The organism is Streptomyces shenzhenensis, assembly GCF_021462265.1.
Lineage (GTDB): Bacteria > Actinomycetota > Actinomycetes > Streptomycetales > Streptomycetaceae > Streptomyces > Streptomyces shenzhenensis.
In genome coordinates this window covers 98,242-118,674 of sequence record NZ_JAJONF010000006.1, presented here as the reverse complement: position 1 = coordinate 118,674, position 20,433 = coordinate 98,242, and the positions used below count along the sequence as shown (strand labels likewise).

Genomic DNA, 20,433 nt, shown 5'->3' with positions numbered 1-20,433 from the left:
TGACAAAATGAGCAGGGGACCCCACGGATGAGCACGAGGGGCACCTGCGACGATAGAGGACGTGGCAGGCACGAACGGCAAGCAGAAGACGGTCCGGGACATGATCCTCTCCCTGGCCCTGATCGGCCTCGCGGCGGGTTTCATCTACCTGCTCGTACCGCATGACGATCACGCTCCCGACATCCAGCGGGTCGACTACCGGGTCGAACTGCTGACGGCACGGCGCGCGGCGAGCTACCCGGTGGCCGCGCCGCAGGGCCTGCCCGGCACCTGGAAGGCCACCTCGGTCCGCTTCCAGGGGGAGAACGGCGACCGCTGGCACCTCGGCTACCAGACCCCCGACGGTCAGTACGTCCAGGTCGAGCAGTCCACTCAGAAGCGCGCCGACTTCATCGACGACGCCACCCAGGGCGCGTCGGCCACGAAGACGACCGAGAAGATCGGCGACCGCAGCTGGACGCACTACACCGGCGGCCGCTACGACGCGCTGGTGCTGGACGCCACCACCGGCTCCACCACGGTGGTGGCCGGCACGGCCTCCTTCGCCGAGCTGACGAAGATGGCGGCGGCACTGAAGACGTCCTGACCCGCGTGTCCCGCGAGCGTGTCGGGGCCCGCGTGCTCCCGCGTGCCACGACGCGCACGCGGGAGAGGCCGCCGGCGCCGCGCGGTCGCCGGAGGCCTCTCCGCGGGGTGGCTCAGACGGTCGTGACGACCTCGTCGTACGACAGGCGCGGGGAGCGCGGGAACCAGGCGTCCGGACCCGGGCGCCCGATGTTGACGACCATCAGCGGGGTGTGGTCGTCGTCCAGGAACTCCTTCTGGATGCCCGCGAAGTCGACGCCGGTCATCGGGCCGGCGGCGAGGCCGGCGGCGCGGACGCCGATGATGAAGTACGCGGCCTGGAGGGTGGCGTTCAGGGCGGCGCTGTCCTCGCGCGCCGCGCGGTCGCCGAAGACGGCGTCCTTGGCCTGCGGGAAGTGCGGGAACAGCTGCGGCAGCTCCTCGTGGAACTCGTTGTCGGCGGCGAGGATCGCGACCAGCGGGGCGGTGGCGGTCTTCTTCTGGTTGCCCTCCGCCATGTGCTGGACCAGGCGCTCGCGGGCCTCGGGCGAGCGGACCAGGACCACGCGCAGCGGCGACTGGTTCATGGAGGTCGGGCCGTACTTGACCAGGTCGTAGATGGCCTGCACCTGCTCGTCGGTCACCGGCTCGTCGGTGAAGGTGTTGGCGGTGCGGGCCTCGCGGAACAGCAGGTCCTGAGCGGTGGGGTCGAGAACGAGAGACATGGTTGATCTTCCTAGAGGTCGCATCGTCGAATCCGGACCGCGGTCCGGATAGGCTGACGGCACGACCATACGACAGGGAAGGTTCAAGCTTCAACAAAAACCCGGCCGCGGTGACCCCCCTCACACCGACCGCCTCGCTCAGTCCTCCTCTTCGCCCCCTTCCTCCTCCTCTGCCAGCGCCGCGTCCAGCCGGGCCCGCGCCCCCTCCAGCCAGCGCCGGCATACCTTGGCCAGCTCCTCTCCCCGCTCCCAGAGCGCGAGGGACTCCTCCAGGCTCGTCCCGCCGGCCTCCAGCCGCCGCACGGTCTCGATCAGCTCGTCCCGCGCCTGCTCGTAGGAGAGCGCTTCCTCCGCCTTGCTGCTGCTCATACGTTTGCCTCTCTCATCTCGTCCGCCCGTAGGGCATGGCTGGCTCTATCCGTCCACCCGCACCGTGAACTCCCCCTCCGCGACCCGCGCCCGCAGCACCTCGCCCGGCTCGACCTCCGCGCCGGCGCGCACCACATGGCCGTCGCCCTTCTGCAGCACGGCGTAACCGCGTTGCAGCGTGGCGGCGGGGGAGAGAGCCACCACGCGCGCGTGCGTGTGCGTCAGCTCGGAGTCGGCTCGGTCCAGCAGATGCCCGAGACAGCGCCGCGAACGATCGACCAGCGAGGCGACGTGATCGGCCCGTTCGTCGACCATCCGGTGCGGATCCTCCATGGCCGGCCGGGCGAGCGCGTGCGCCAGCCCCCGCTCCTCCCGCGCCACCAGCGTCTCCACACACCGCCGCCCGCGGTCCCGCAGCATCCGCACCCGCTCCGCCTCTTCCCCCACATCCGGGACGACCTTCTTGGCGGCGTCGGTAGGGGTGGACGCACGCAGGTCGGCGACATAGTCGAGCAGCGGATTGTCGGGCTCGTGCCCGATCGCGGAGACGACCGGCGTACGGCACTCCGCGACCGCCCGCACCAGTTGCTCGTCGGAGAACGGCAGCAGATCCTCCACGCTGCCGCCGCCGCGCGCGACGATGATCACATCCACCTCCTCCATCGCGTCGAGCTCCTTGACGGCCTGCACCACCTGCGGCACCGCGTGCACGCCCTGCACCGGCACGTTCCGCACCTCGAAGCGCACCGCCGGCCACCGGTGCCGGGCGTTCTCCAGCACGTCCCGCTCGGCGGCCGAGGCCCGCCCGCACACCAGCCCGATCAACTGAGGCAGAAACGGCAACGGCTTCTTCCGCCCGGCGGCGAACAGCCCCTCCGCGGCCAGCGCCTTCTTGAGCATCTCCAGCCGCGCCAGCAGCTCCCCGACGCCGACCGGCCTTATCTCGGCCGCCCGCAAGGACAACTGCCCACGCGGCGCGTACCACTCCGGCCTCGCGTGCACGATGACCCGCGCCCCCTCGCCGACCACGTCGGCCACGGTGTCGAACACCTGCCGGTAGCAGGTGACCGCGATCGAGATGTCGTACGACGGATCCCGCAACGTCAGAAACACCACCCCCGCCCCCGGCCGTCGCGAGAGCTGCGTGATCTGCCCCTCGACCCACACGGCTCCGAGCCGGTCGATCCACCCACCGATGAGCCGGGAAACCTCACCAACGGGCACGGGAGCCTCAGCGGACGTGTTCAAAGCCATGCCGCGAGAGTAACGGCGCAGACCGACAGCCCCCTGAACCCACCCGGCGGCCGCCACCCCCCACCAGTCCGTCCGGCACCCCACCAGCCTGTCGGGCGTTCGAGGACGAGCCGCCCCCACGCCCCACCAGCCCGCCCGACGCTTGAGAACGAACACCGGCCTGCACCTCCACCACCAGTCCGTCTGGTGTCCGAGGACGAAGACCGGCCTGCACCCCCACTACCCAGTCCGTCTGGTGTCCGAGGACGAAGACCGGCCTGCACCCCCACTACCCAGTCCGTCTGGCGTCCGAGGACGAAGACCGGCCTGCACCCCCACCACCAGTCCGTCCGGCGTCCGAGGACGAAGACCGGCCTGCACCCCCACTACCCAGTCCGTCTGGCGTCCGAGGACGAAGACCGGCCCGCACCCCCACCACCCAGGCCGCCCGGCGTCCGAGGACGAAGGTCGGCCTTGCCCTCCACTACCAGCCCGTCCGGCGTTTGAGGACGAGGCCGTTCAGGCCGATGCGGGGGTTCGGGGGCGGCAGCCCCCGGAGCGGGCGGTCGAAGGGGGCCCACCCCTTGGAGGACGGGACGGGTAGGGGCGGCGGGGGCGAACACCCCCGCGCGCGTGCCCGCCGCCCCCGGTCTCCCCCGGATCGTCACCCGGACACGATCTTCGCCCCCCGAACCCGGCCTTACGATGGGTGCCATGACCGCTTCGCCTGGCCGCCGTGTCCTGCTCGCCGCCCCCCGTGGCTACTGCGCGGGTGTGGACCGCGCCGTGATCGCCGTCGAGAAGGCCCTGGAACAGTACGGGGCCCCGATCTATGTCCGGCACGAGATCGTCCACAACAAGTACGTCGTGCAGACCCTGGAGAAGAAGGGCGCGATCTTCGTCGAGCGGACCGAGGAGGTCCCGCCGGGGCACATCGTGATGTTCTCCGCACACGGCGTCGCCCCCGTCGTCCACGAGGAGGCCGAGCGCGGCCGCCTCGCCACCATCGACGCGACCTGCCCGCTGGTCACCAAGGTCCACAAGGAAGCCGTCCGCTTCGCCAAGGAGGACTACGACATCCTCCTGATCGGCCACGAGGGCCACGAGGAGGTCATCGGCACCTCCGGCGAGGCCCCCGACCACATCCAGCTGGTCGACGGCCCGGCGGACGTCGCCAAGGTCGAGGTCCGCGACGAGTCCAAGGTCGTCTGGCTCTCCCAGACCACGCTGAGCGTCGACGAGACCATGGAGACCGTCGACGCGCTCAAGGAGAAGTTCCCCCAGCTCATCTCCCCGCCCAGCGACGACATCTGCTACGCCACCCAGAACCGCCAGCTCGCCGTGAAGCAGATGGGCGCCGAGGCCGAGCTGGTCATCGTGGTCGGCTCCCGCAACTCCTCCAACTCCAAGCGGCTGGTGGAGGTCGCCAAGCTGGCCGGCTCCCGGGAGGCCTACCTGGTCGACTTCGCCGCCGAGATCGACGAGGCGTGGCTGGAGGGCGTGACGACCGTCGGCGTCACCTCCGGCGCCTCCGTGCCCGAGGTGCTGGTCGAGCAGGTCCTGGAGTGGCTCGCCGAGCGCGGCTACGGCGACGTCGAGATCGTCAAGGCGGCCGAGGAGTCCATCACCTTCTCGCTCCCCAAGGAACTCCGCCGTGACCTGCGCGAAGAGGCGGCCACCCTGGTCGCCGAGCGCGGCGGCAGCGGCGCCGGGGCGTGAACCGCGTCCGTACGGCTGTGTGACCGCGGGATCGCCCGGCGTCGTGACTGTCAGTCGTACGACGTAACGTGGAGCCATGCAGATCTTCGGCGTGGACATCGGTGGTTCCGGGATCAAGGGCGCTCCCGTGGACCTGGACAAGGGCGACCTGGCCCAGGAGCGGTACAAGGTGCTCACCCCGCACCCGGCGACGCCGGACGGCGTCGCCGACGGGGTCAAGCAGGTCGTCGACCACTTCGGGTGGAGCGGCCCGGTCGGCCTCACCTTCCCCGGGGTGATCAGCGACGGCACGCACATCCGTACGGCGGCGAACGTCGACAAGAGCTGGATCGACACCGACGCGCGGAAGCTGTTCAGCGAGCGGCTCGGCGGACTCCCGGTCACCTTGGTCAACGACGCGGACGCGGCGGGCGTGGCCGAGATGGAGTTCGGCGCCGGCCGGTACCGCAAGGGTGTCGTCATCCTGCTCACCTTCGGCACCGGCATCGGCAGCGCCCTGTTCGTCGACGGCGAGCTGGTCCCCAACACCGAGCTGGGCCACCTGGAGCTGGACGGCCACGACGCCGAGAAGAAGGCCTCCAGCAAGGCCAAGGAGGACGGCGACCTGAGCTGGGAGCACTGGGGCCGCCGGGTGAACAAGTACCTGGCGCACGTCGAGATGCTCTTCACCCCGAGCCTGTTCATCATCGGCGGCGGGGTGAGCCGCAAGGCCGACAAGTTCCTGCCGTACATCGAGGGCGTCAAGGCCGAGATCGTCCCGGCCCAGCTGCAGAACAACGCGGGGATCGTGGGCGCGGCGATGCGCGCGGCGCACCACGCGAACTGACCGGCGTGGTCAGGCCCTGCGGCGGCGCCGGATCAGCCGCATCCGGCGGACGATGACGATCACCCCGGCGATCAGCGTCCCGCCGTAGAGCCAGCCGGCCTGTGTGGACAGGGCCGTCACCAGGCCCATCACCATGCCCAGGAAACCGCCACCGCCGTCGGCGACGGCCGGCAGACCGACGGCGAAGGCGATCGGGACGACGACGGGGGCGGTCAGCAGATCGCCCCCGCGCACCCACAGCGCGGTCAGCGCGGACACCGGCAGGAACAGCACGCCGTACACGGTCAGGGACGCTCCGAGGACCAGGTCGTCCAGGAAGCCGAGCAGGAACATCACGGCCATGCAGAAGAGGCCGCAGCCGAGCCCTGTGAGCCGTGGGTTCGGCAGCCGTGCGGGCCCCGCCGCGGGTGCCGGACGCGGCCTTCCCGGAGCGGGCCGGCGCTCGGCCGTCGCCGGCCGCCGTCTCGCCTGCGGCGGCAGCGGCCCGAGAGGGGCACCGCGGCTCGTGCCGTGCTGACGGGGTCGGGTCCTGCGTTGCTCCATCGGACCAACCTAGGTCGGTTTATGTGCCTGATCACTGCCCAGACACGCCGAAACCAAGCCGAAGAACGGAGCGTGTCCAGGTGTTCGACGCGGCCGCCGGCCGGCGGCCCGAACCCCGTAAACTGGTGGATCGGCCGGCCCGCCGGCACGGGCAGCCCCTGGCCCGCTCACCCTCTCACTACGGGAAGTCGCAACGTGTCGCTCACGATCGGAATCGTCGGCCTGCCCAATGTCGGCAAGTCGACCCTGTTCAACGCCCTGACCAAGAACGACGTGCTGGCGGCCAACTACCCGTTCGCCACGATCGAGCCCAACGTGGGTGTCGTCGGCGTCCCCGACGGCCGCCTGGCCAAGCTGGCGTCGATCTTCAAGTCGGAGCGCATCCTCCCCGCGACGGTCGACTTCGTGGACATCGCGGGCATCGTGCGCGGCGCCTCCGAGGGTGAGGGCCTGGGCAACAAGTTCCTCGCGAACATCCGTGAGTCCGACGCGATCTGCCAGGTCATCCGCGCCTTCAAGGACGAGAACGTCGTGCACGTCGACGGCAAGGTCTCGCCGAAGGACGACATCGAGACGATCAACACCGAGCTGATCCTCGCCGACCTGCAGACCATCGAGAAGGTCCTGCCGCGCCTCCAGAAGGAGTCGCGCATCAAGAAGGACGTGGCCCCCAAGGTCGTGGCCGTCGAGGAGGCCAAGGAGATCCTGGAGAAGGGCGACACGCTCTTCGCCCACGGCATCGTCCAGGGCTCGGACCGCGCCGAGCTCCTGCACGACCTGCACCTCCTCACCACCAAGCCGTTCCTCTACGTCTTCAACGTCGACGAGGACGAACTGGTCGACGAGGACTTCAAGGCCGAGCAGCGCGCCCTGGTCGCCCCCGCCGAGGCGATCTTCCTCAACGCCAAGCTGGAGGCGGACCTCGCCGAACTCGACGAGGAGGACGCCCTGGAACTCCTGGAGTCGGTCGGCGCCGAGGAGCCCGGCCTCGCCACCCTCGCCCGCGTCGGCTTCAAGACCCTCGGACTGCAGACCTACCTCACGGCCGGCCCCAAGGAATCCCGCGCCTGGACCATCAGGAAGGGCGCCACGGCCCCCGAGGCGGCCGGTGTCATCCACACCGACTTCCAGAAGAACTTCATCAAGGCCGAGGTCATCTCCTTCGCCGACTTGGTCGCAACCGGCTCGGTGGCCGAGGCCCGTGCCAAGGGCAAGGCCCGCATGGAGGGCAAGGACTACGTGATGCAGGACGGGGACGTGGTGGAGTTCCGGCACGGAGGAACCTCTGGGAGTGGCAAGAAGTAGCCGCCGGGGGTCTCCAGTTACAGCTGGTGCGGTACGCCTCAGCGGGGCCCGGTGAGCGGGTGGGCAGGTACGGCAGCGCGAACAGATCGAGCGCCTCGCTGATCTCCTGCCACCGGCCCGGCAGCGGCCCGCTGGCCTTCTCGTACGCCCCGGGGAAGTGTTCGGCGAAGCCCGGGGAGAGGTCCTGGGGCAAGCCCCGACCTCTGTTGCGGTGCCCTGTGATCGACGATCACAGGGGGCCGATGGGGGCGGTCGATCGGTCGAAGGCCGAGCGGCAACGCCAAGCGTAGATCCTGCGCTTCTGGCGCGCCGTGGAGTACTTCGGTCCGCCGAAGGCCGACCCGGTAAATCCGCGCAAGAACCTCTTCGCTGTGGGGCCGAATCGCCCACTTGCCCTGGGAACCCGACTCCGTGATCAGCCGGACTCCGTCCAGGCCGAGCCTCGCGCGGCAGCACACGGTTTGCGCTGGCATCTTGAGCTGGGCCGCTCAAAAGCCCAACCTCCTCAACGCGGCGGTCCCCGCGCCCGTCGGTGCCTCGTCATCGTCATCGGCGACTTCGATGCCTGGTCGCGACACCGCTACTTCAAGGACCTGGCGCAGCACGAGCTGATCCACAGACGGACCCCAGAGTGCTGAGCCGACGCCACTGTCACCCCTGACGCAACCCATCTCGATGCTGGCGGTGGGGCGCTCCGGAGAGTCACCGCGGACGGCTCTGGTGACGTCGCCACGACCACCGCGAGCGACGACTGGGCGAGGTTTGTTACTAACGTCTATGTTAGTAACAACGTCGTTAGTGTCCTGGGTGGAGGTCGGCAGGCATGGTGGATTTTGTAGGCCGTCGGCACGAGCTGGCGACGCTGGAGCGAGAGCTGCAGAAGGTGGCGGCAGGGGTTGACGGGGAGCGGCCCGGCCGGTGCGTGATGTTGCGGGGGCGGCGCCGGGTGGGGAAGTCGCGACTCGTGGAGCGGTTCGCGGAGCGCTCCGGAGCCCCGTTCTTGTTCTACGCGGCGACCGGTGCGTCTCCCAGAGACGATCTGGCACGGCTGGCCCGGGACGCCCGGGCATCGACGCTGCCGTTGGCGGGTCTGGTGGCCGCCGCGCGGCCGGAGAGCTGGGATGCCGCGTTCGACGTGCTGGCCGCGGCACTGCCCGCCGACCGAGCGAGCGTGCTGGTCATCGACGAGGTGCCATACCTGATGGACACCGATGGCGCCTTTGAGGGGATGCTGCAGCGGGCCTGGGACCGAGTTCTGGAAACCAAGCCGGTGCTGCTCGTCCTCATCGGCTCCGACCTGTCAATGATGGAGGCTCTGAACAGCTACGGGCGACCCTTCCATCAGCGCGGCCGGGAGATGGTGCTGGGACCGCTCAACCCCGCCGAGGTGGGGCAGATGCTCGGGCTGGATCCGGCAGAAGCCTTCGACGCTGCACTGGTCACCGGCGGACTGCCGCTGATCTGCGCGGAATGGCCGCGCGGTGCAGGGCTGTGGGACTTCCTCGGCGAGGCGCTGAGCGATCCGGTCTCGGCCCTGCTGGTGTCGGCCGAGCGCTCGCTGGCTGCCGAATTCCCGCCTCAGGCCCAGGCGCGTACGGTGCTGGCGGCCATCGGCAGTGGCGAGCGGACCTTCACCAACATCGCCCGTGCGGCCGGCGGGATCGGGGCCACGCCACTGCAGCGAGCGCTGGAGTTGCTTACGGACAAGCGGATCGTCGCCGCGGAGCTGCCCGTATCTCTGCGGCCGTCGAAGGACCGCCGTTACCGGGTGACAGATCCATACCTGCGGTTCTGGCTGCATCTGCTCGGCCCGTCCATGGAAGAGATCGAACGAGGGCGGGGCGATCTGACCTTGGTGCGCATCCGGGAGAACTGGACCAGCTGGCGCGGCCGGGCGATCGAGCCGCTCATCCGCGAGGCACTCGCCCGGACACTGCCCGACGACCGGCTCCCCGCGGCCCCCGCGGTGGGCGGCTACTGGACCCGCACCAACGACGTCGAGATCGACATCGTCGGGGCGGACCGCGCCCCCATCGCCAGGGAACTGCTCTTCGTCGGCTCCATCAAATGGCTGGAGCAGTCTCCCTTCGACCGGCACGACCTGGCAGCTCTTCATCGACACCGGGCCGCTCTCACCGACGAACCCGTTCCGGTCGTGGCGGTCTCGCGGAGCGGGGTGGACTCTCCGGGCCTCGATGCCACATATGGCCCCGGCGATTTGCTCACCGCCTGGCCGTTGTGAGAGGGCGTTTGAAGTGGGCAGATTGCTCCTGATACCCCAGGCCGTGTCTCCCAACTCGGGCTGCATGAGGAACTTCGTCAGCTCGTAGACTCATGAGGTGGCATTCATGAGCACCCCGCACTGCTGCTTCCTGTGATCGGAAGACGTTGAGGGCGACGCCGGACGGCGTCGCCCTCCTTGGTGTGCCTGCCGCGTGAACCACGCCTTGGCCGCTGCCCGTTCCTTTCGGAGGCAGTGCGTCCTGAGCGCGCGCAGGCACGGTCTCTTCCCTTCACCCTTGCCAGGAGTGCCTCGTGCCTGTGTCGCTTCCCCCTGCCCTCGAACAGATCCTCGACCTGCTGCGCTGCCCGACGTGCTGTACACACCGGCTGCACCCCGACCGGGGTGGGCTGCGCTGCCCGGCAGGCCACGCCTTCGACGTCGCCCGTCACGGCTACGCCGCTCTGCTGACCGGCACCCGTGCCACCAGCGGTGACGACGCCGCCATGGCTCAGGCCAGGGACCGTTTTCTGTCCACCGGTACGTACACGCCCATCCGCGAAGTCGTGGTCCGCCTGGCGGCCGGCTCCGCACCTGAACAGGCCACGGTGGTGGACATCGGGTGCGGCACAGGCCACTACCTGGCCGGTCTGCTCGACCACCTGCCCGGCGCCCGTGGTCTGGGGCTGGACACGTCGGTGCGCGCTCTGCGCTCGGCTGCCCGTGCACACGTACGAGCCGCTGCGGCGGCCTGGGACGTCTTCCGTCCCTTTCCGCTGGCCGACGGAGCGGCCGATGTCGTGCTGAACGTATTCGCCCCACGCAACCCGGCCGAGTTCCACCGAGTACTGCGTCCGGCCGGCCGACTGGTCGTGGCCCGTCCCACCGGACGGCACCTGGCCGAGTTGCGCGGCCGGGTACCGGCGATGGTCACGGTCGACCCGGCGAAGGAACAACGCCTGCACCGGGCGTTGGATCCCTTCTTCGGGGCCGCCGTTACCGAACGGGTCGAGTACACCGTGCCCCTGACCCAGCAGAACGCACTTGACCTGGTCGGGATGACGCCAACCGCACGCCACGTGAGCCGCGCAGACCTGACTGCTGACGATCTCCTGCCCGACCGGGTCACTGTCTCCGTGCTGGCCACCGCCTACCAGGCTCGGTGACCACGAGCAGGCGCATCCGCCTGCTGACCGACGAGCAGTGGGCGCGCCTGGCGCCCTGCCGCCCCTCCCACACGGGGTAGGCAGGGCGTCCGTTCGCCGACCACCGTCGCATCATCGAGGGGATCATCTATCGATATCGCACCGGGATCCCGTGGAGAGACCTGCCACGCGAGGCGTTCGGGCCCTGGCAGACGGTGTGGAAACGCCATCCGGCGCCCACCTGCCGCTGCGGGCCCGATCATGTGTCGCCCGCCGTCCGGTGCGGCACCTGCCCGACGGCACCTACCCGGCTCGGATGAACCTCGCAGGCCAGAAGGGCGCCGATCCCGGCGGTGTGCTGGTCCGCGTGATCGAGTACCGCGTCGACGGCGGCGAGGCGATCCGATTGTTGACTGACCTTGTCGACCAAGACGCCAACCATGCAGAGGAGTTGGCGGCCTTGTATCACGAGCGCTGGGAAGCGGAATCTGCCTCCCGGCAGATCAAGACCTTCCAGCGTGGCCGCCAGGAAGTCCTGCGGTCGGCCGGCCCGCAGCTGGTGCGCCAGGAAGTGTGGGCACACCTGATCGTGCACCACTGCCTGAACCACATCATCATGCGGCTCGCCGACGGCCACGGCATCGACCCGGACCGCATCTCGTTCGTCAAAGTCCTCAAACACGCCCGCCGCAGCGTGGTCCGCCAACGTACCGACACCCCCTCGAAGATCCGGAAGTTCCTGACCTTGCCGGCCGCGAAAGTCCGCCGGAAACTCGACAACGGCGTCCGCCGGTTGCGAGAAGCGGACCGGTTCCTCAAACGCCCCAGCTCGCTGTACTCCTACCGGCCGAAGGGCCGGCCACGAGCCCCGGCACGTTCAATAGTCAAACAACGGCATTGTCCGGGCACATCGAAGTGGAACCGGGTCGAGGTGCGACAAGAGGCGCCACTGTTACCGGGCAGGGGTGAAGGACGGGGAGGAGCGTCGGCAGGGCCGGAGTCGCTGAGTCTGTCCGTCGCCTGTAAGGCGGCCGGGAATCGCCGGGCCGCCGGCCCATCGCACGGGGAGTGCGGGGCCGGGCGGCACCGGCCGGCGGTCAGGCTCCGGGGCGCAGGCCGAGCTACACAGTGTTCGTGTACCTTCCGGGCACTCCCCGCACCTTTCCCATGCCGACGAGGTAGCCGACGTTCTCGCCAAGGCCGTCGCGCGGGCCTCGTCCAACAGGTCCTAGCTGTATTGACCACGAGCGTTGTTGACACGCGCAGGGCTTGATCACGGCGAAGACCTCCGGTGTGGTGGAGCTGACTAGGACGCGCCGCAGGAGAGTGGAGCGCGCCTTGCGCGACCTCGAGCTCGGTTATGTCCACGGCGTAGACGTCGCGCGCATTCGTGGCCGCGAGGCACCAGGCATCGCCGAGCTGGAGAAAGAGCGCCGCGCCGGGCTGGGATCCTTGATCGACTGCCGTGATCCAAGAGCCGTCTTCGACGAGGTGGATGTGGGCTTCCAGCGCCGGGTCGTCGAATCGCTCGTCGAAGTGCGGGTCCTTCGGCAGCCTTCTGGCAGACGCGGAGTCGACCCGGCGACGGTTCGAGTCGTCCCGAGAGCGGAGCGGCTGTGATGCTCACAGGGGCGCATCGGGCCTCGGGCCGGGGAATCTCCCGGATATTCCGGGACGATGCCGCCAGGTCTGCAGTTCCGGTTCAACCTGTGACTCGAAGCGGCTTCGCCAGCGTAAATCTCGAGTCTGAGGCGTTCTGGGGGTGCGATCCGTGCCCCTACACCGACTAGTGGAGTTCCGCTTCAACGTCTGACCCTCGCGTCACCGTGTGCTGGGCGATTCGCCAAGAACCCAAGTCGGAAGCCCGGCCCCTTCCGTGTGCCTGCGCTGACTTGGTGCTGACTTCAGTCGTTCCGCGGTGGGGTGAGCTTGTCGAGATCCAGACTGATTTCGAAGGGCACAGGACGCTTGAGGGTGCCTCGGAAGATGCCTGCGGGTGCGTAGACGCCAGTCGGTTCGTCGAGTTCGTAGACGTGCACGACGGGGGCCCCGTCCTCGTCCTCGATGCACCAGTAGTGCGGGATCTTGGCCTCCGCGTACTTGTGCAGCTTCACTGTGCGGTCACGGTGGGCTGACTCTGGCGAGACGACCTCGATGACGAGCTGGACCTCTTCCGGCGCGTACCACGTGCGGTCCGGGTTGTAGGGGGCGGTCGTCACGAGCAGATCCGGCTCTGGCCGGTTGCGCTCGTCGAGGCGGATCGTCATTTCCCGCTCGACCTCGAAACCGGCGGGCGCGGTCGCCATGAGCGTGGTGGTCAGGGAAGTGACGAGGCGGCCGTGCCAGGACCGTTGGGGCGACATCATGAAGACGAGGGCTCCGTCGATCAGCTCGGTGTGGCGGGGTGCCTCGGGGAGGCGGTCCAGGTCCTCCGCGAGCCAGCCTTCCTCGCGCGGCGGGCGCATCCAGTCGGGCAGTGCGGTCATGGCTCAACCGTAGCCACTCGGCGAGACCCGGGCCACGAGACGGTCAACGCTCGGCCGCCTGCCCGCGGGACTGCGAACGGGGCCCGCCCCCGCACTGCTCCTCCTGTGCGGAGTGGCTGAGTCCAGACGGGACTGCGGCGCGGCGGCCGGCGTGTCCGTCGCTTCGTCGGTCGTACGGGCATCCCGGGAGGGCGCCGGGGTGTTCCTTCGCTTCGTGGTCGCGGCGCGTGCTCTCGCGCCGGCCGGTCCATCCTGCCAGGAGCTACGGCCTGGCGGTTCCACCCGGACCCGGGACCTGAGACCTTCGCAGACTGGTACGGGCTGTCATGGCCACCGTCCGTCGCGGCATCGGAGCGTGGGCCGTCCCCAACAGCCCGCCCCTAAGATCTTTGCTCATGCGGTCGGTGGGTGGATCGACATCTTGGGGGCGCTGTGGCTGGCGAAGGCGATCACCAGCGGCTTGATCTCGGCTTGATCTCGACGTGATCGAGAGCATGGGCAGGGGGCTGAGCAGCATCAAGAAGGCGTTTGACGGGATCGGGAAACTCGGCGACTACTCCGACGACTTCGGCAATGAGCATCTCGCCGACAGGTTCCAGGACTTCGCCGAAAACTGGGAGATCAGCAGAGAGAAGCTGACCGGGGAAGTCGACGCGCTGGCGAGTATCGCGAAGGCGGCTGCGAAGGCTTACGAGGACATCGATCATCAGCTGGCAGAGGCCATCCGGAATTCTCAGGACCCGAAGGGGAAGGGGAAGTAGGCCGTGAGGGGTGGCGTCGTTGGGCAAGACTCTGCGTAAGACGGCCGACGAGCTCGAGCGCCAGATCAAAAATCTGAAGGCGGTAGCCTAGGTTGACGCCTGGGACAGCAAAGCGGGAAAGGAGTTTCGAGAGAAGGCGGGAGGAAACGTCAAGAAACTGGAGGCCGCCTTCAAGCGGTACGACACCGCAGCTACGGCCATCGGCTCCGCGGTCGTCGAAGTGGGTGGCGGCTATGAGGACAAGCTGCACGCCGGCCCCCGGAATTATGCCTCGGATCTCAACCGTGCCCAGGAGATCGCCGACGCTGCCCTGAAGGACGCCCAGGACGCTGAGGAGCGCAAGGGAGTCGCGCAGAAAAGTCTGGACGGCCTGTCCGGCAAGGGGCGCAAGGAAGACGGTGCCGACAAGGACCGAAAGGATTACGAGGCGAAGCGGGACGCTGCCAGGGACGAGATCGAGGCTGCCCGCGAGAAAATCAACCAGGCCAAGAAGATCCGTGATGACGCGGCCAAGCGCGCCGCCGACTCCGTCGACGCGATCATCAACCACGACTCCCTGAAAGACGGTTTCTGGGACACGCTGGTCAAGGATATTGCGGACATCACGTCCTGGGTCGCCACAGTCTGCGGAATCTTGTCTCTCGTCGTCGGCTGGATCCCGGTGATCGGGCAGGCGCTGGCCGGCGTCCTGGGGGCCATCGCGATGATCGCGACCCTCATCAACTTCATTGCGACCTTCGTCGAGGTGCTGCAGGGAAACGCGGAGTGGATGGACCTGGGCATGGCCGCCCTCGGGTTCCTGATGATGGGTGTCGGCAAAGGCTTCTCCAAGATCGCCGGAAAGTTCGCCAAGGGTGCGCTGGGCAGGTTGGGCAGGGCTGGGGCTGCTCGCACCGCCCGTCAGGTCAATCGGGCCGAAAAGAATCTTCGGAAAATCTCCGGGAAGCGGTTCGAGTTGGACATGGGTGATGTCTGGAATTCTCTCAAGGAGCCTTTCACCGAGCCGTTCTCCAAGGGGGCTTGGAGTGACAACCTCAAGGCTCTGAAGCCAGGAGGCGGGAACTGCAACCAGGCCTGGAACGAGCTTCGCACGCGGGGTGGCGGAAGCCTGCTCAAGGGAATTTCCAAGTCCTTCTCGATGGCCGATCCGGGTGTGGCGTCCGACCTGAAGTCGGTCAAAATGGGAACGGCGGCGCTGGGTGGACAATTCGATGCCAACGCGTTGAATCGGATCTCGCGGACCGCCAGCCGTATGTCGGTTGTCGGGGCCGGCATTACGCTGGGCGGGCTGGGCCTGGACGGAAACCTCGACCCGCTCCTGGGCTGAGCGGACGACCATGCTTCGCTGAAAGGGAGAGACGTGACCGCATCGAGCAAGGGCGCCCCGCCGGCTGAAATCTACGAGTGTGTTTTCGAATTTCAGCCAGGCTGGATCGACTTGACGCTTCAGGAAGGTACGAAGGCCGAGGCCAAGGCCCTGGCCACAGAGGTGGTGAATCGCCTCAATCCACTCGGCCTGGAGATCGAGAAGAGCGCGGTCTTCGACGACATGGTCGGACGGGCCGTGCGCCTGAACGACGATGTGCCGGTCCTCGCGGCCGCGTACTACACGGAGACGGGGGAGGCACTCGCCGACCTCATGGTCGACGGCTATCGCGATGAGGGCGTCCCCCGGCCCAGCGCCGAGGAGGTCACCCCCCTGCTGCTGGAGTGGGGGAATGCCCGGGTCACCGGTGAGCCGCAGATCACCCGACTCGATCTGCCCGCCGGACCGGCGGTCCGGGTCCAGTCCATGCTGGAGGTGAAGCGCAGGCTCGGGTTCGGCCGGAAGCTGACCGAATACATTCGCTACGCCGTCTTTCCACCCCACCTGCAGACCCTGATCGTCGTCACAGTGACCTGGGAGAAGATCGCCCGCACAGAAGAGATCACGGAGCTGGCCGACGAGGCCGTCCGCTCCATGCGGATCACTCCGCTCTCCACAGGGGGCTCGAAGGCACCGGCCGACGGAGGGGCCGAATGAAGACAGCAGAGCAGTTCTCCTCGCCGCCCAAGGACTACCGCGTCATCGTGCCGGACGGCTGGTTCCAGATCCCGCTCGATCCACCGGAGGACCGCGACCGTGCCATCGTGGCCCTCGCGGATCTGACGTTCCGCGGCGTGGACAACGCGCCGCACCTCAAGAAGCAGCTCATGCGGGACATCCAGCGGAAGGCGAAGGACGCCTGCAAGGTCGGGGGAACCGAGCTGTACCTGTCCACGCTCTCCGTGGGCCCGGTGCCGCTTGCCTCTTCATTGCTGGTCAGTGTCCCGGCGCCGGACGAATGGCCGCGCACCTCCGACGCCGAGGAGCTTGCGGAGCACCTGGCCGGAGGTGGCCAGGGCAGGTACGGCGAGGTGGGTGTGGCACAGCTTCCGGCGGCCGGCAAGGCGGTACGGTCCCGGCGCAGGGAGGAGGCGGACCCTCAGGCGTAGCTGGGCAACACCATGCCTACGACGACTCTCACGTACTACGTACCGATTCCAGCGAGTGAGCGGTGGTTGATGCTGAACTTCTCCACCCCGGTCGATCCGCTCGCGGATCAGATGGTGGAGCTGTTCGACACCGTGGCCCGAACGCTGCACTGGGAGTGATCGACATTGAGTGAGCCGCCCAGTCGACCTGCGCGTCGGCGGTGATCAGCTGGTAACCGGGCTGCCTGCGGACAGGGTGGACGCGAGGGGCGAAGTGCTTCCTCAGCCGCGACACGTACGGGTAGATCTGGGCGTTCGTCGTCGTAGGTGGGTTCCATCCCGGTTGCGTCCGCGAAGTGGTGTACGGGTTCCACCTGATCCGGGGGTTTGCTCCGGCATCGCGATGAGGCCGGCATAGACGAACGGCCACTGGCTGACCTTTCAAGACGACCAAGTCTTTGAAAGAGAACAGCACGATGAGTGCTGCGCACGGTGGTGAAGACGTTCGCCGACGCGCCCATGTCCGCGGAGGCCGACGTCCTCTGCAACGCGGAATGCGGGCAGGTCAGCGACGAACGCGTCAACCACCGCAACGGTTTGCGCGCGAGGGGGACACCCGCGCCGGCACCGCCGAGCCGGCCATCCCCGAGCTCTGGTCGGGAGCTGCTTCCCGCACCGGCTCCTGGAACGCCGTGGCTCCTGGCCAAGGCCCGCCGCCACCCGATCGAGTCAGAAACCGACGCGTCAACGGCGGGTTCGTGGGCAGGCTGGCGCAGCACTTCGGACCGCGCGTGGTGCTGGTCACGGGACTGACGCTCGCCGGTCTGGGGCTCGCCGCGCCGGGCCTGATCGGCACGGACACGCCGTACGTCGGCGCGGTACTGGCGGTCTTGTCCTCTTCCCCGCCGGGGCGGCGCTGGTCTTCGCCGGATCCACGGTTTCCCCGACCACCGACGTCCCGCAGGAGCAGGCGGGTCTCGCGCCGTGGTCGATACCGCGCTGGAGGCCGGCCCCGCCCTTGACCTCGCCGTCCTGGTCACCCTGGCCGCTGGACACACCGCGGACCTGGAACACGCCGGCACGGGTTCCGCGTCCGCCCTGACCTCCGGCTACGGCTTCGCCTTCACGGTCGCCGCAGCGGTGTGTGCGCTCTTCCTGATGCGACCTCGCTCCCCCGAGAGCCGCGTCTGAAGTTCCTGCCTCCTGAGCCCGGCGGCCGAAACCCTCCGGTCCCCCCGCCACCTCGCGGCACCCTGCATTTCCATCCACAACGACACATGGCAAGGAGCACCCCCCATGACCGCCCGATTCAAGGACAAGGTCGTCATCGTCACCGGGGCCGGATCCGGCATCGGCCGGGCCAGCGCCAGGGCCTTCGCGCGTGAGGGCGCCACCGTGGTCGCCGCCGGAGCCCGGCCGGAGTCCATCGAGGAGACCGTGCGACTCGTCGGCGAGGACGGCGGCACCGCCGACGCCGTCGTGGCCGACGTCACCCGGCCCGAGGACATGGCGCGCCTGGTGCGCACCACGGTCGAGCGTCATGGCGGCCTGCACGTCGCACACAACAACGCGGGCGTCTTCGGCAAGCCCACCCCGGTCGGAGACCTGGACCTGGCCGTGTGGCAGTCCGTCCTCGACGTCAACCTGAACGGCGTCCTGATCGGCATGCAGCAGGAGATCGCGCACATGAGGGCGCACGGCGGCGGCGTCATCGTCAACACCGCGTCCAACATCGGCTACCACGGGCGCCGCCCCGGAATGGCCGCCTACGCCGCGTCCAAGGCCGCCGTGAGCACCCTCACCCGCGTCGCCGCCCTGGACCACATCAAGGACAACGTGCGCATCAACGCGGTGAGCCCCGGCGCCACGGATACCGGAATGTCGCTGCGTCCGGGGGAGACCGACGCCGACCGCGCGGCCCGGCTGGCCACAACGGTGCCGATCGCCCGCGTCGCCACGACCGACGAGATCGTGGCCGCGGTGCTGTGGCTGGCGTCTGACGAGTCGAGCTTCGTCGTCGGCCACGACCTCGTCGTCGACGGCGGCGTCACCAGCTGATCAGCCACCCCGCGAGACGCACGGCATCCCGGTCCTGTGGCCCCGAAGCAGGGCATCCGCCGCCTCTCCGGCCGGGCGGGTGGTACCGAGGGCGGCCTGTCCACCGGCGAGCTGCTGCGGGTCCGGGCCGCGATGAAGCCGATCGCGACCGTGCCGCGTGCCCTGCGGAATCTCGACGTGACGACCGGTGAGGTGGCGCAGGCCCTCTACCACCAGCGCTCCGACGTGTCCGCGGTGCCGGCGGCCGGCACCGCGGACGAGGCGATGGTCGCGCTCGTTCTCGCGGCCGAGGCCTTGATCATCTCGGCCATGGCGGCGAGATCCTCCGCCCCGGCCGGTGCCCGGACCGGGCGGGGCAGCCGCACCTCGTAGCGGTCCTTCACCGCGCCCGCCGCCGCGACGTCCCCGGGCAGTGCGATGACCGCGGGGCCGCCCCGGGCCACCGCCGCCCCGGAGGTCACCACGGTGCGCAACTGCCCACCCCGGTGAGGAACTCCACGATCTGGCGCCGACACGGACCGGGGCGGGTTTCCGCTTCGAGCTGTCCTACTCGGTGACCGACCTCAGAACGCTGGTGTGAGCGGACGGCGGCTCGCGGTCCTGGGCGTTCCGCGCCGGCCGGGACGAGTCCGCGGGACGGTGTGACGCTCATGCGGTCCTCCGGCCGGGAACGGAGCCGGTCGCCGTTCTCGGCGCGGGGTCAGCGGAGGCTGGCGAGTGCCGTGCGGTACAGGACCTCCTCGGCGCGGTCCCAGGTCCAGCCGCTCTCGGTCACGAGGGTGCGCCAGCCGGTGGGGCCGAACCAGAGCCAGAGCAGGTCGGCCGTCTCCCGCACCGGGTAAACGGGGGGCGGGGACAGGGTGTGCAGGTGGCGGGCGGCCGCGTGCAGTGCCTCCCGGTAGTCCGCGGTGGCGCGCTCCCACAGGGCCTCGCCGTCCTCGTGAACGGGCAGCGCCTTGCGGATCGCCTCGTGCACGGTGAACTGGCCCTCGTTGCCCCGGCGTGTGCCGTGGGCCAGCGTCCGCAGCACCGACTCCGGCGTCCGCTCCGCGAGCACCGCCGCCATCGCCTGCTCGTAGCCGGAGGCGCTCACGCCCTGGTCGACGATCCGGTTCAGGATGTCGCTCTTGCTCCCGGCGCTGGCGAAGACGGTCTTGGCGGCCACGCCCGCGGCCGCGGCGATGTCAGCGACGGTCACCCGCCCGTAGCCGCGCTCCGCGAACAGCTCCGTGGCGTGCCGCACGATCAGTTCGCGGGTTCGTTCGGCAGCCTGCTCGCGCAACGGGGAGACGTAGGACCGCTTCGGCGACATGACCGCATGCTATCGAGATGAATTCATTAGGCGTGCTGTAACCTCAATATGTCCGGGCAGGCGGCAGGCCATTGCCGCGCATCCCAGCCGACGAGAGGCAGGCACCTCATGGGAATGGATCCCGCAGAACTGGCCCACGGGCTCTTCCGGGTCCTCGAAACGGGCGATCCGGCACTCGCCGCCGACGTGGTCCACGAGGAGTTCCACAACCGCGAGGCAGCCGTGGCACCGGCGGCCTGTGCGGTGCCCGGACCGGCCGGGGTGCTCGCCTCGGGCGCCTGGATGCGCTCCGCCTTCAGCGACCTGCGCTTCCCGGTCCTCGGCGTCGCGCTCGACGACGACGGGATCTGGGTGCGGCTGCGCATGCGCGGCCGTCACACCGGCCCCTTCGTCCGCTACCGCGACGGCGTGCTCGACCAGGCCGTACCCCCCACCGGCCGGGAGATCGACTTCGAGCAGATCCACGTGCTCGGCCTCCGCGACGGCAAGGTGGTCCGTCACGAGGCCGTGCGCGACGACATCACCATGCTCGGCCAACTGGGCGTCTTCCCGCCGGCCCCGCCCACGGCTCTCCGCATGGTCGCCTGGCGAGTGACCGGCCGGGCCGCCCGCGCCGCGGCCCGCGTGACCGCTGAGGCGGCCGAAGCGGCCGAAGCGGCCGCGTAGTTGCGCGACCGTCCAGCGACGGCCCGGACGTCCAACGGTGCTCAAG

21 protein-coding genes and 3 pseudogenes are annotated in these 20,433 nt (G+C 69.1%); 17 read left to right on the top strand and 7 right to left on the bottom strand.

Annotation, left to right across the window (positions count from 1 at the left end; all coding sequences use genetic code 11):
* The first annotated feature begins 61 nt into the window (after window positions 1-61).
* Window positions 62-586, top strand: a complete 525-nt coding sequence (locus tag LQ326_RS10815) for a DUF4245 domain-containing protein (protein ID WP_234535085.1) — start codon at window positions 62-64, stop codon at window positions 584-586.
* Between the two features lie 112 nt (window positions 587-698).
* On the opposite strand, the gene LQ326_RS10810 is transcribed toward LQ326_RS10815, so the two are convergent.
* The 3 genes from LQ326_RS10810 to xseA form a co-directional block, all read right to left on the bottom strand.
* A complete protein-coding gene (locus tag LQ326_RS10810; RefSeq protein ID WP_234535083.1) occupies window positions 699-1,289 on the bottom strand; it encodes a malonic semialdehyde reductase in 591 nt (196 codons plus the stop codon).
* A 138-nt stretch (window positions 1,290-1,427) separates the two neighbouring features.
* A complete protein-coding gene (locus LQ326_RS10805; protein WP_234535081.1) occupies window positions 1,428-1,658 on the bottom strand; it encodes an exodeoxyribonuclease VII small subunit in 231 nt (76 codons plus the stop codon).
* Window positions 1,659-1,703: 45 nt separating this feature from the next.
* Entirely contained in the window at window positions 1,704-2,912 is a 1,209-nt protein-coding gene (xseA, locus tag LQ326_RS10800) for an exodeoxyribonuclease VII large subunit (protein WP_234535079.1), read from the bottom strand.
* Between the two features lie 684 nt (window positions 2,913-3,596).
* Here xseA and LQ326_RS10795 point away from each other — a divergent pair.
* Both LQ326_RS10795 and ppgK read left to right on the top strand, forming a co-directional pair.
* Complete coding sequence (locus LQ326_RS10795; protein ID WP_234535077.1) at window positions 3,597-4,610, top strand: 4-hydroxy-3-methylbut-2-enyl diphosphate reductase; 1,014 nt, start codon at window positions 3,597-3,599, stop codon at window positions 4,608-4,610.
* Between the two features lie 76 nt (window positions 4,611-4,686).
* Window positions 4,687-5,436 carry a polyphosphate--glucose phosphotransferase gene (gene ppgK, locus LQ326_RS10790; RefSeq protein WP_234535075.1) on the top strand — a complete coding sequence of 250 codons (750 nt, stop codon included), beginning with the start codon at window positions 4,687-4,689 and terminating at the stop codon, window positions 5,434-5,436.
* Between the two features lie 9 nt (window positions 5,437-5,445).
* Here the strand turns inward: ppgK and LQ326_RS10785 are convergent, their stop codons facing one another.
* Window positions 5,446-5,979, bottom strand: coding sequence for a DUF6542 domain-containing protein (locus LQ326_RS10785; RefSeq protein ID WP_234535073.1), 534 nt, complete (start codon window positions 5,977-5,979; stop codon window positions 5,446-5,448).
* A gap of 195 nt (window positions 5,980-6,174) precedes the next feature.
* Here LQ326_RS10785 and ychF point away from each other — a divergent pair, with 195 nt between their 5' ends.
* From ychF to LQ326_RS10765, 4 genes and pseudogenes are all read left to right on the top strand, one after another.
* Window positions 6,175-7,284 (top strand): redox-regulated ATPase YchF, encoded by a 1,110-nt coding sequence (gene ychF / locus LQ326_RS10780; protein WP_234535071.1) that lies wholly within the window; start codon window positions 6,175-6,177, stop codon window positions 7,282-7,284.
* Between the two features lie 823 nt (window positions 7,285-8,107).
* Window positions 8,108-9,526, top strand: coding sequence for an ATP-binding protein (locus LQ326_RS10775; RefSeq protein WP_234535069.1), 1,419 nt, complete (start codon window positions 8,108-8,110; stop codon window positions 9,524-9,526).
* 293 nt (window positions 9,527-9,819) lie between these two features.
* Window positions 9,820-10,671: a methyltransferase domain-containing protein gene (locus tag LQ326_RS10770; protein ID WP_234535067.1), complete on the top strand. Its 852-nt coding sequence runs from the start codon at window positions 9,820-9,822 to the stop codon at window positions 10,669-10,671.
* Window positions 10,672-10,718: 47 nt separating this feature from the next.
* Window positions 10,719-10,880 (top strand): annotated as a pseudogene (locus tag LQ326_RS10765) (transposase); the annotation flags it as partial.
* A gap of 29 nt (window positions 10,881-10,909) precedes the next feature.
* Here LQ326_RS10765 and LQ326_RS10760 read toward each other — a convergent pair.
* Window positions 10,910-11,356, bottom strand: a complete 447-nt coding sequence (locus LQ326_RS10760) for a hypothetical protein (protein ID WP_234535065.1) — start codon at window positions 11,354-11,356, stop codon at window positions 10,910-10,912.
* 632 nt (window positions 11,357-11,988) lie between these two features.
* On the opposite strand from LQ326_RS10760, the gene LQ326_RS10755 reads away from it, so the two are divergent.
* Window positions 11,989-12,270 (top strand): hypothetical protein, encoded by a 282-nt coding sequence (locus tag LQ326_RS10755; protein WP_234535063.1) that lies wholly within the window; start codon window positions 11,989-11,991, stop codon window positions 12,268-12,270.
* A 284-nt stretch (window positions 12,271-12,554) separates the two neighbouring features.
* Here LQ326_RS10755 and LQ326_RS10750 read toward each other — a convergent pair whose 3' ends face one another.
* Entirely contained in the window at window positions 12,555-13,136 is a 582-nt protein-coding gene (locus tag LQ326_RS10750; RefSeq protein WP_234535061.1) for a Uma2 family endonuclease, read from the bottom strand.
* 482 nt (window positions 13,137-13,618) lie between these two features.
* Between LQ326_RS10750 and LQ326_RS10745 the strand changes: the two genes are divergently transcribed.
* From LQ326_RS10745 to LQ326_RS10715, 8 genes and pseudogenes are all read left to right on the top strand, one after another.
* Window positions 13,619-13,897, top strand: coding sequence for a hypothetical protein (locus tag LQ326_RS10745; RefSeq protein WP_234535060.1), 279 nt, complete (start codon window positions 13,619-13,621; stop codon window positions 13,895-13,897).
* A gap of 220 nt (window positions 13,898-14,117) precedes the next feature.
* Window positions 14,118-15,224 carry a hypothetical protein gene (locus tag LQ326_RS10740; protein WP_234535058.1) on the top strand — a complete coding sequence of 369 codons (1,107 nt, stop codon included), beginning with the start codon at window positions 14,118-14,120 and terminating at the stop codon, window positions 15,222-15,224.
* 33 nt (window positions 15,225-15,257) lie between these two features.
* Window positions 15,258-15,920 (top strand): hypothetical protein, encoded by a 663-nt coding sequence (locus LQ326_RS10735; RefSeq protein ID WP_234535056.1) that lies wholly within the window; start codon window positions 15,258-15,260, stop codon window positions 15,918-15,920.
* On the top strand, window positions 15,917-16,372 hold the full coding sequence (locus tag LQ326_RS10730; RefSeq protein ID WP_234535054.1) for a hypothetical protein: 456 nt from the start codon (window positions 15,917-15,919) through the stop codon (window positions 16,370-16,372). Before LQ326_RS10735 ends, LQ326_RS10730 begins: the two co-directional genes overlap by 4 nt.
* A 459-nt stretch (window positions 16,373-16,831) precedes the next feature.
* Window positions 16,832-17,045: pseudogene (locus tag LQ326_RS49125) on the top strand (transposase); the annotation flags it as partial.
* Window positions 17,046-17,335: 290 nt separating this feature from the next.
* Window positions 17,336-17,542, top strand: a complete 207-nt coding sequence (locus tag LQ326_RS10725; RefSeq protein WP_234535052.1) for a hypothetical protein — start codon at window positions 17,336-17,338, stop codon at window positions 17,540-17,542.
* Between the two features lie 105 nt (window positions 17,543-17,647).
* Complete coding sequence (locus LQ326_RS10720) at window positions 17,648-18,409, top strand: SDR family NAD(P)-dependent oxidoreductase (RefSeq protein ID WP_234535051.1); 762 nt, start codon at window positions 17,648-17,650, stop codon at window positions 18,407-18,409.
* Window positions 18,410-18,454: 45 nt separating this feature from the next.
* A pseudogene (locus tag LQ326_RS10715) lies at window positions 18,455-18,694 on the top strand (chorismate synthase); the annotation flags it as partial.
* A 415-nt stretch (window positions 18,695-19,109) separates the two neighbouring features.
* Here the strand turns inward: LQ326_RS10715 and LQ326_RS10710 are convergent.
* Complete coding sequence (locus LQ326_RS10710; protein ID WP_234535049.1) at window positions 19,110-19,721, bottom strand: TetR/AcrR family transcriptional regulator; 612 nt, start codon at window positions 19,719-19,721, stop codon at window positions 19,110-19,112.
* A 114-nt stretch (window positions 19,722-19,835) separates the two neighbouring features.
* Here LQ326_RS10710 and LQ326_RS10705 point away from each other — a divergent pair, with 114 nt between their 5' ends.
* A complete protein-coding gene (locus LQ326_RS10705; protein WP_234535048.1) occupies window positions 19,836-20,387 on the top strand; it encodes an ester cyclase in 552 nt (183 codons plus the stop codon).
* Window positions 20,388-20,433 lie beyond the last annotated feature (46 nt).

What these genes read in the sequence shown, in the direction of transcription:
- LQ326_RS10705 (WP_234535048.1), top strand. Translation starts at nt 19,836, where the DNA reads ATGGATCCCGCAGAACTGGCCCACGGGCTCTTCCGGGTCCTCGAAACG.
- LQ326_RS10795 (WP_234535077.1), top strand. Translation starts at nt 3,597, where the DNA reads ATGGGTGCCATGACCGCTTCGCCTGGCCGCCGTGTCCTGCTCGCCGCC.
- LQ326_RS10775 (WP_234535069.1), top strand. Translation starts at nt 8,108, where the DNA reads ATGGTGGATTTTGTAGGCCGTCGGCACGAGCTGGCGACGCTGGAGCGA.
- LQ326_RS10810 (WP_234535083.1), bottom strand. Translation starts at nt 1,289, where the DNA reads ATGTCTCTCGTTCTCGACCCCACCGCTCAGGACCTGCTGTTCCGCGAG.
- LQ326_RS10805 (WP_234535081.1), bottom strand. Translation starts at nt 1,658, where the DNA reads ATGAGCAGCAGCAAGGCGGAGGAAGCGCTCTCCTACGAGCAGGCGCGG.
- LQ326_RS10785 (WP_234535073.1), bottom strand. Translation starts at nt 5,979, where the DNA reads ATGGAGCAACGCAGGACCCGACCCCGTCAGCACGGCACGAGCCGCGGT.
- xseA (WP_234535079.1), bottom strand. Translation starts at nt 2,912, where the DNA reads ATGGCTTTGAACACGTCCGCTGAGGCTCCCGTGCCCGTTGGTGAGGTT.
- LQ326_RS10710 (WP_234535049.1), bottom strand. Translation starts at nt 19,721, where the DNA reads ATGTCGCCGAAGCGGTCCTACGTCTCCCCGTTGCGCGAGCAGGCTGCC.
- LQ326_RS10750 (WP_234535061.1), bottom strand. Translation starts at nt 13,136, where the DNA reads ATGACCGCACTGCCCGACTGGATGCGCCCGCCGCGCGAGGAAGGCTGG.
- ppgK (WP_234535075.1), top strand. Translation starts at nt 4,687, where the DNA reads ATGCAGATCTTCGGCGTGGACATCGGTGGTTCCGGGATCAAGGGCGCT.
- LQ326_RS10720 (WP_234535051.1), top strand. Translation starts at nt 17,648, where the DNA reads ATGACCGCCCGATTCAAGGACAAGGTCGTCATCGTCACCGGGGCCGGA.
- LQ326_RS10730 (WP_234535054.1), top strand. Translation starts at nt 15,917, where the DNA reads ATGAAGACAGCAGAGCAGTTCTCCTCGCCGCCCAAGGACTACCGCGTC.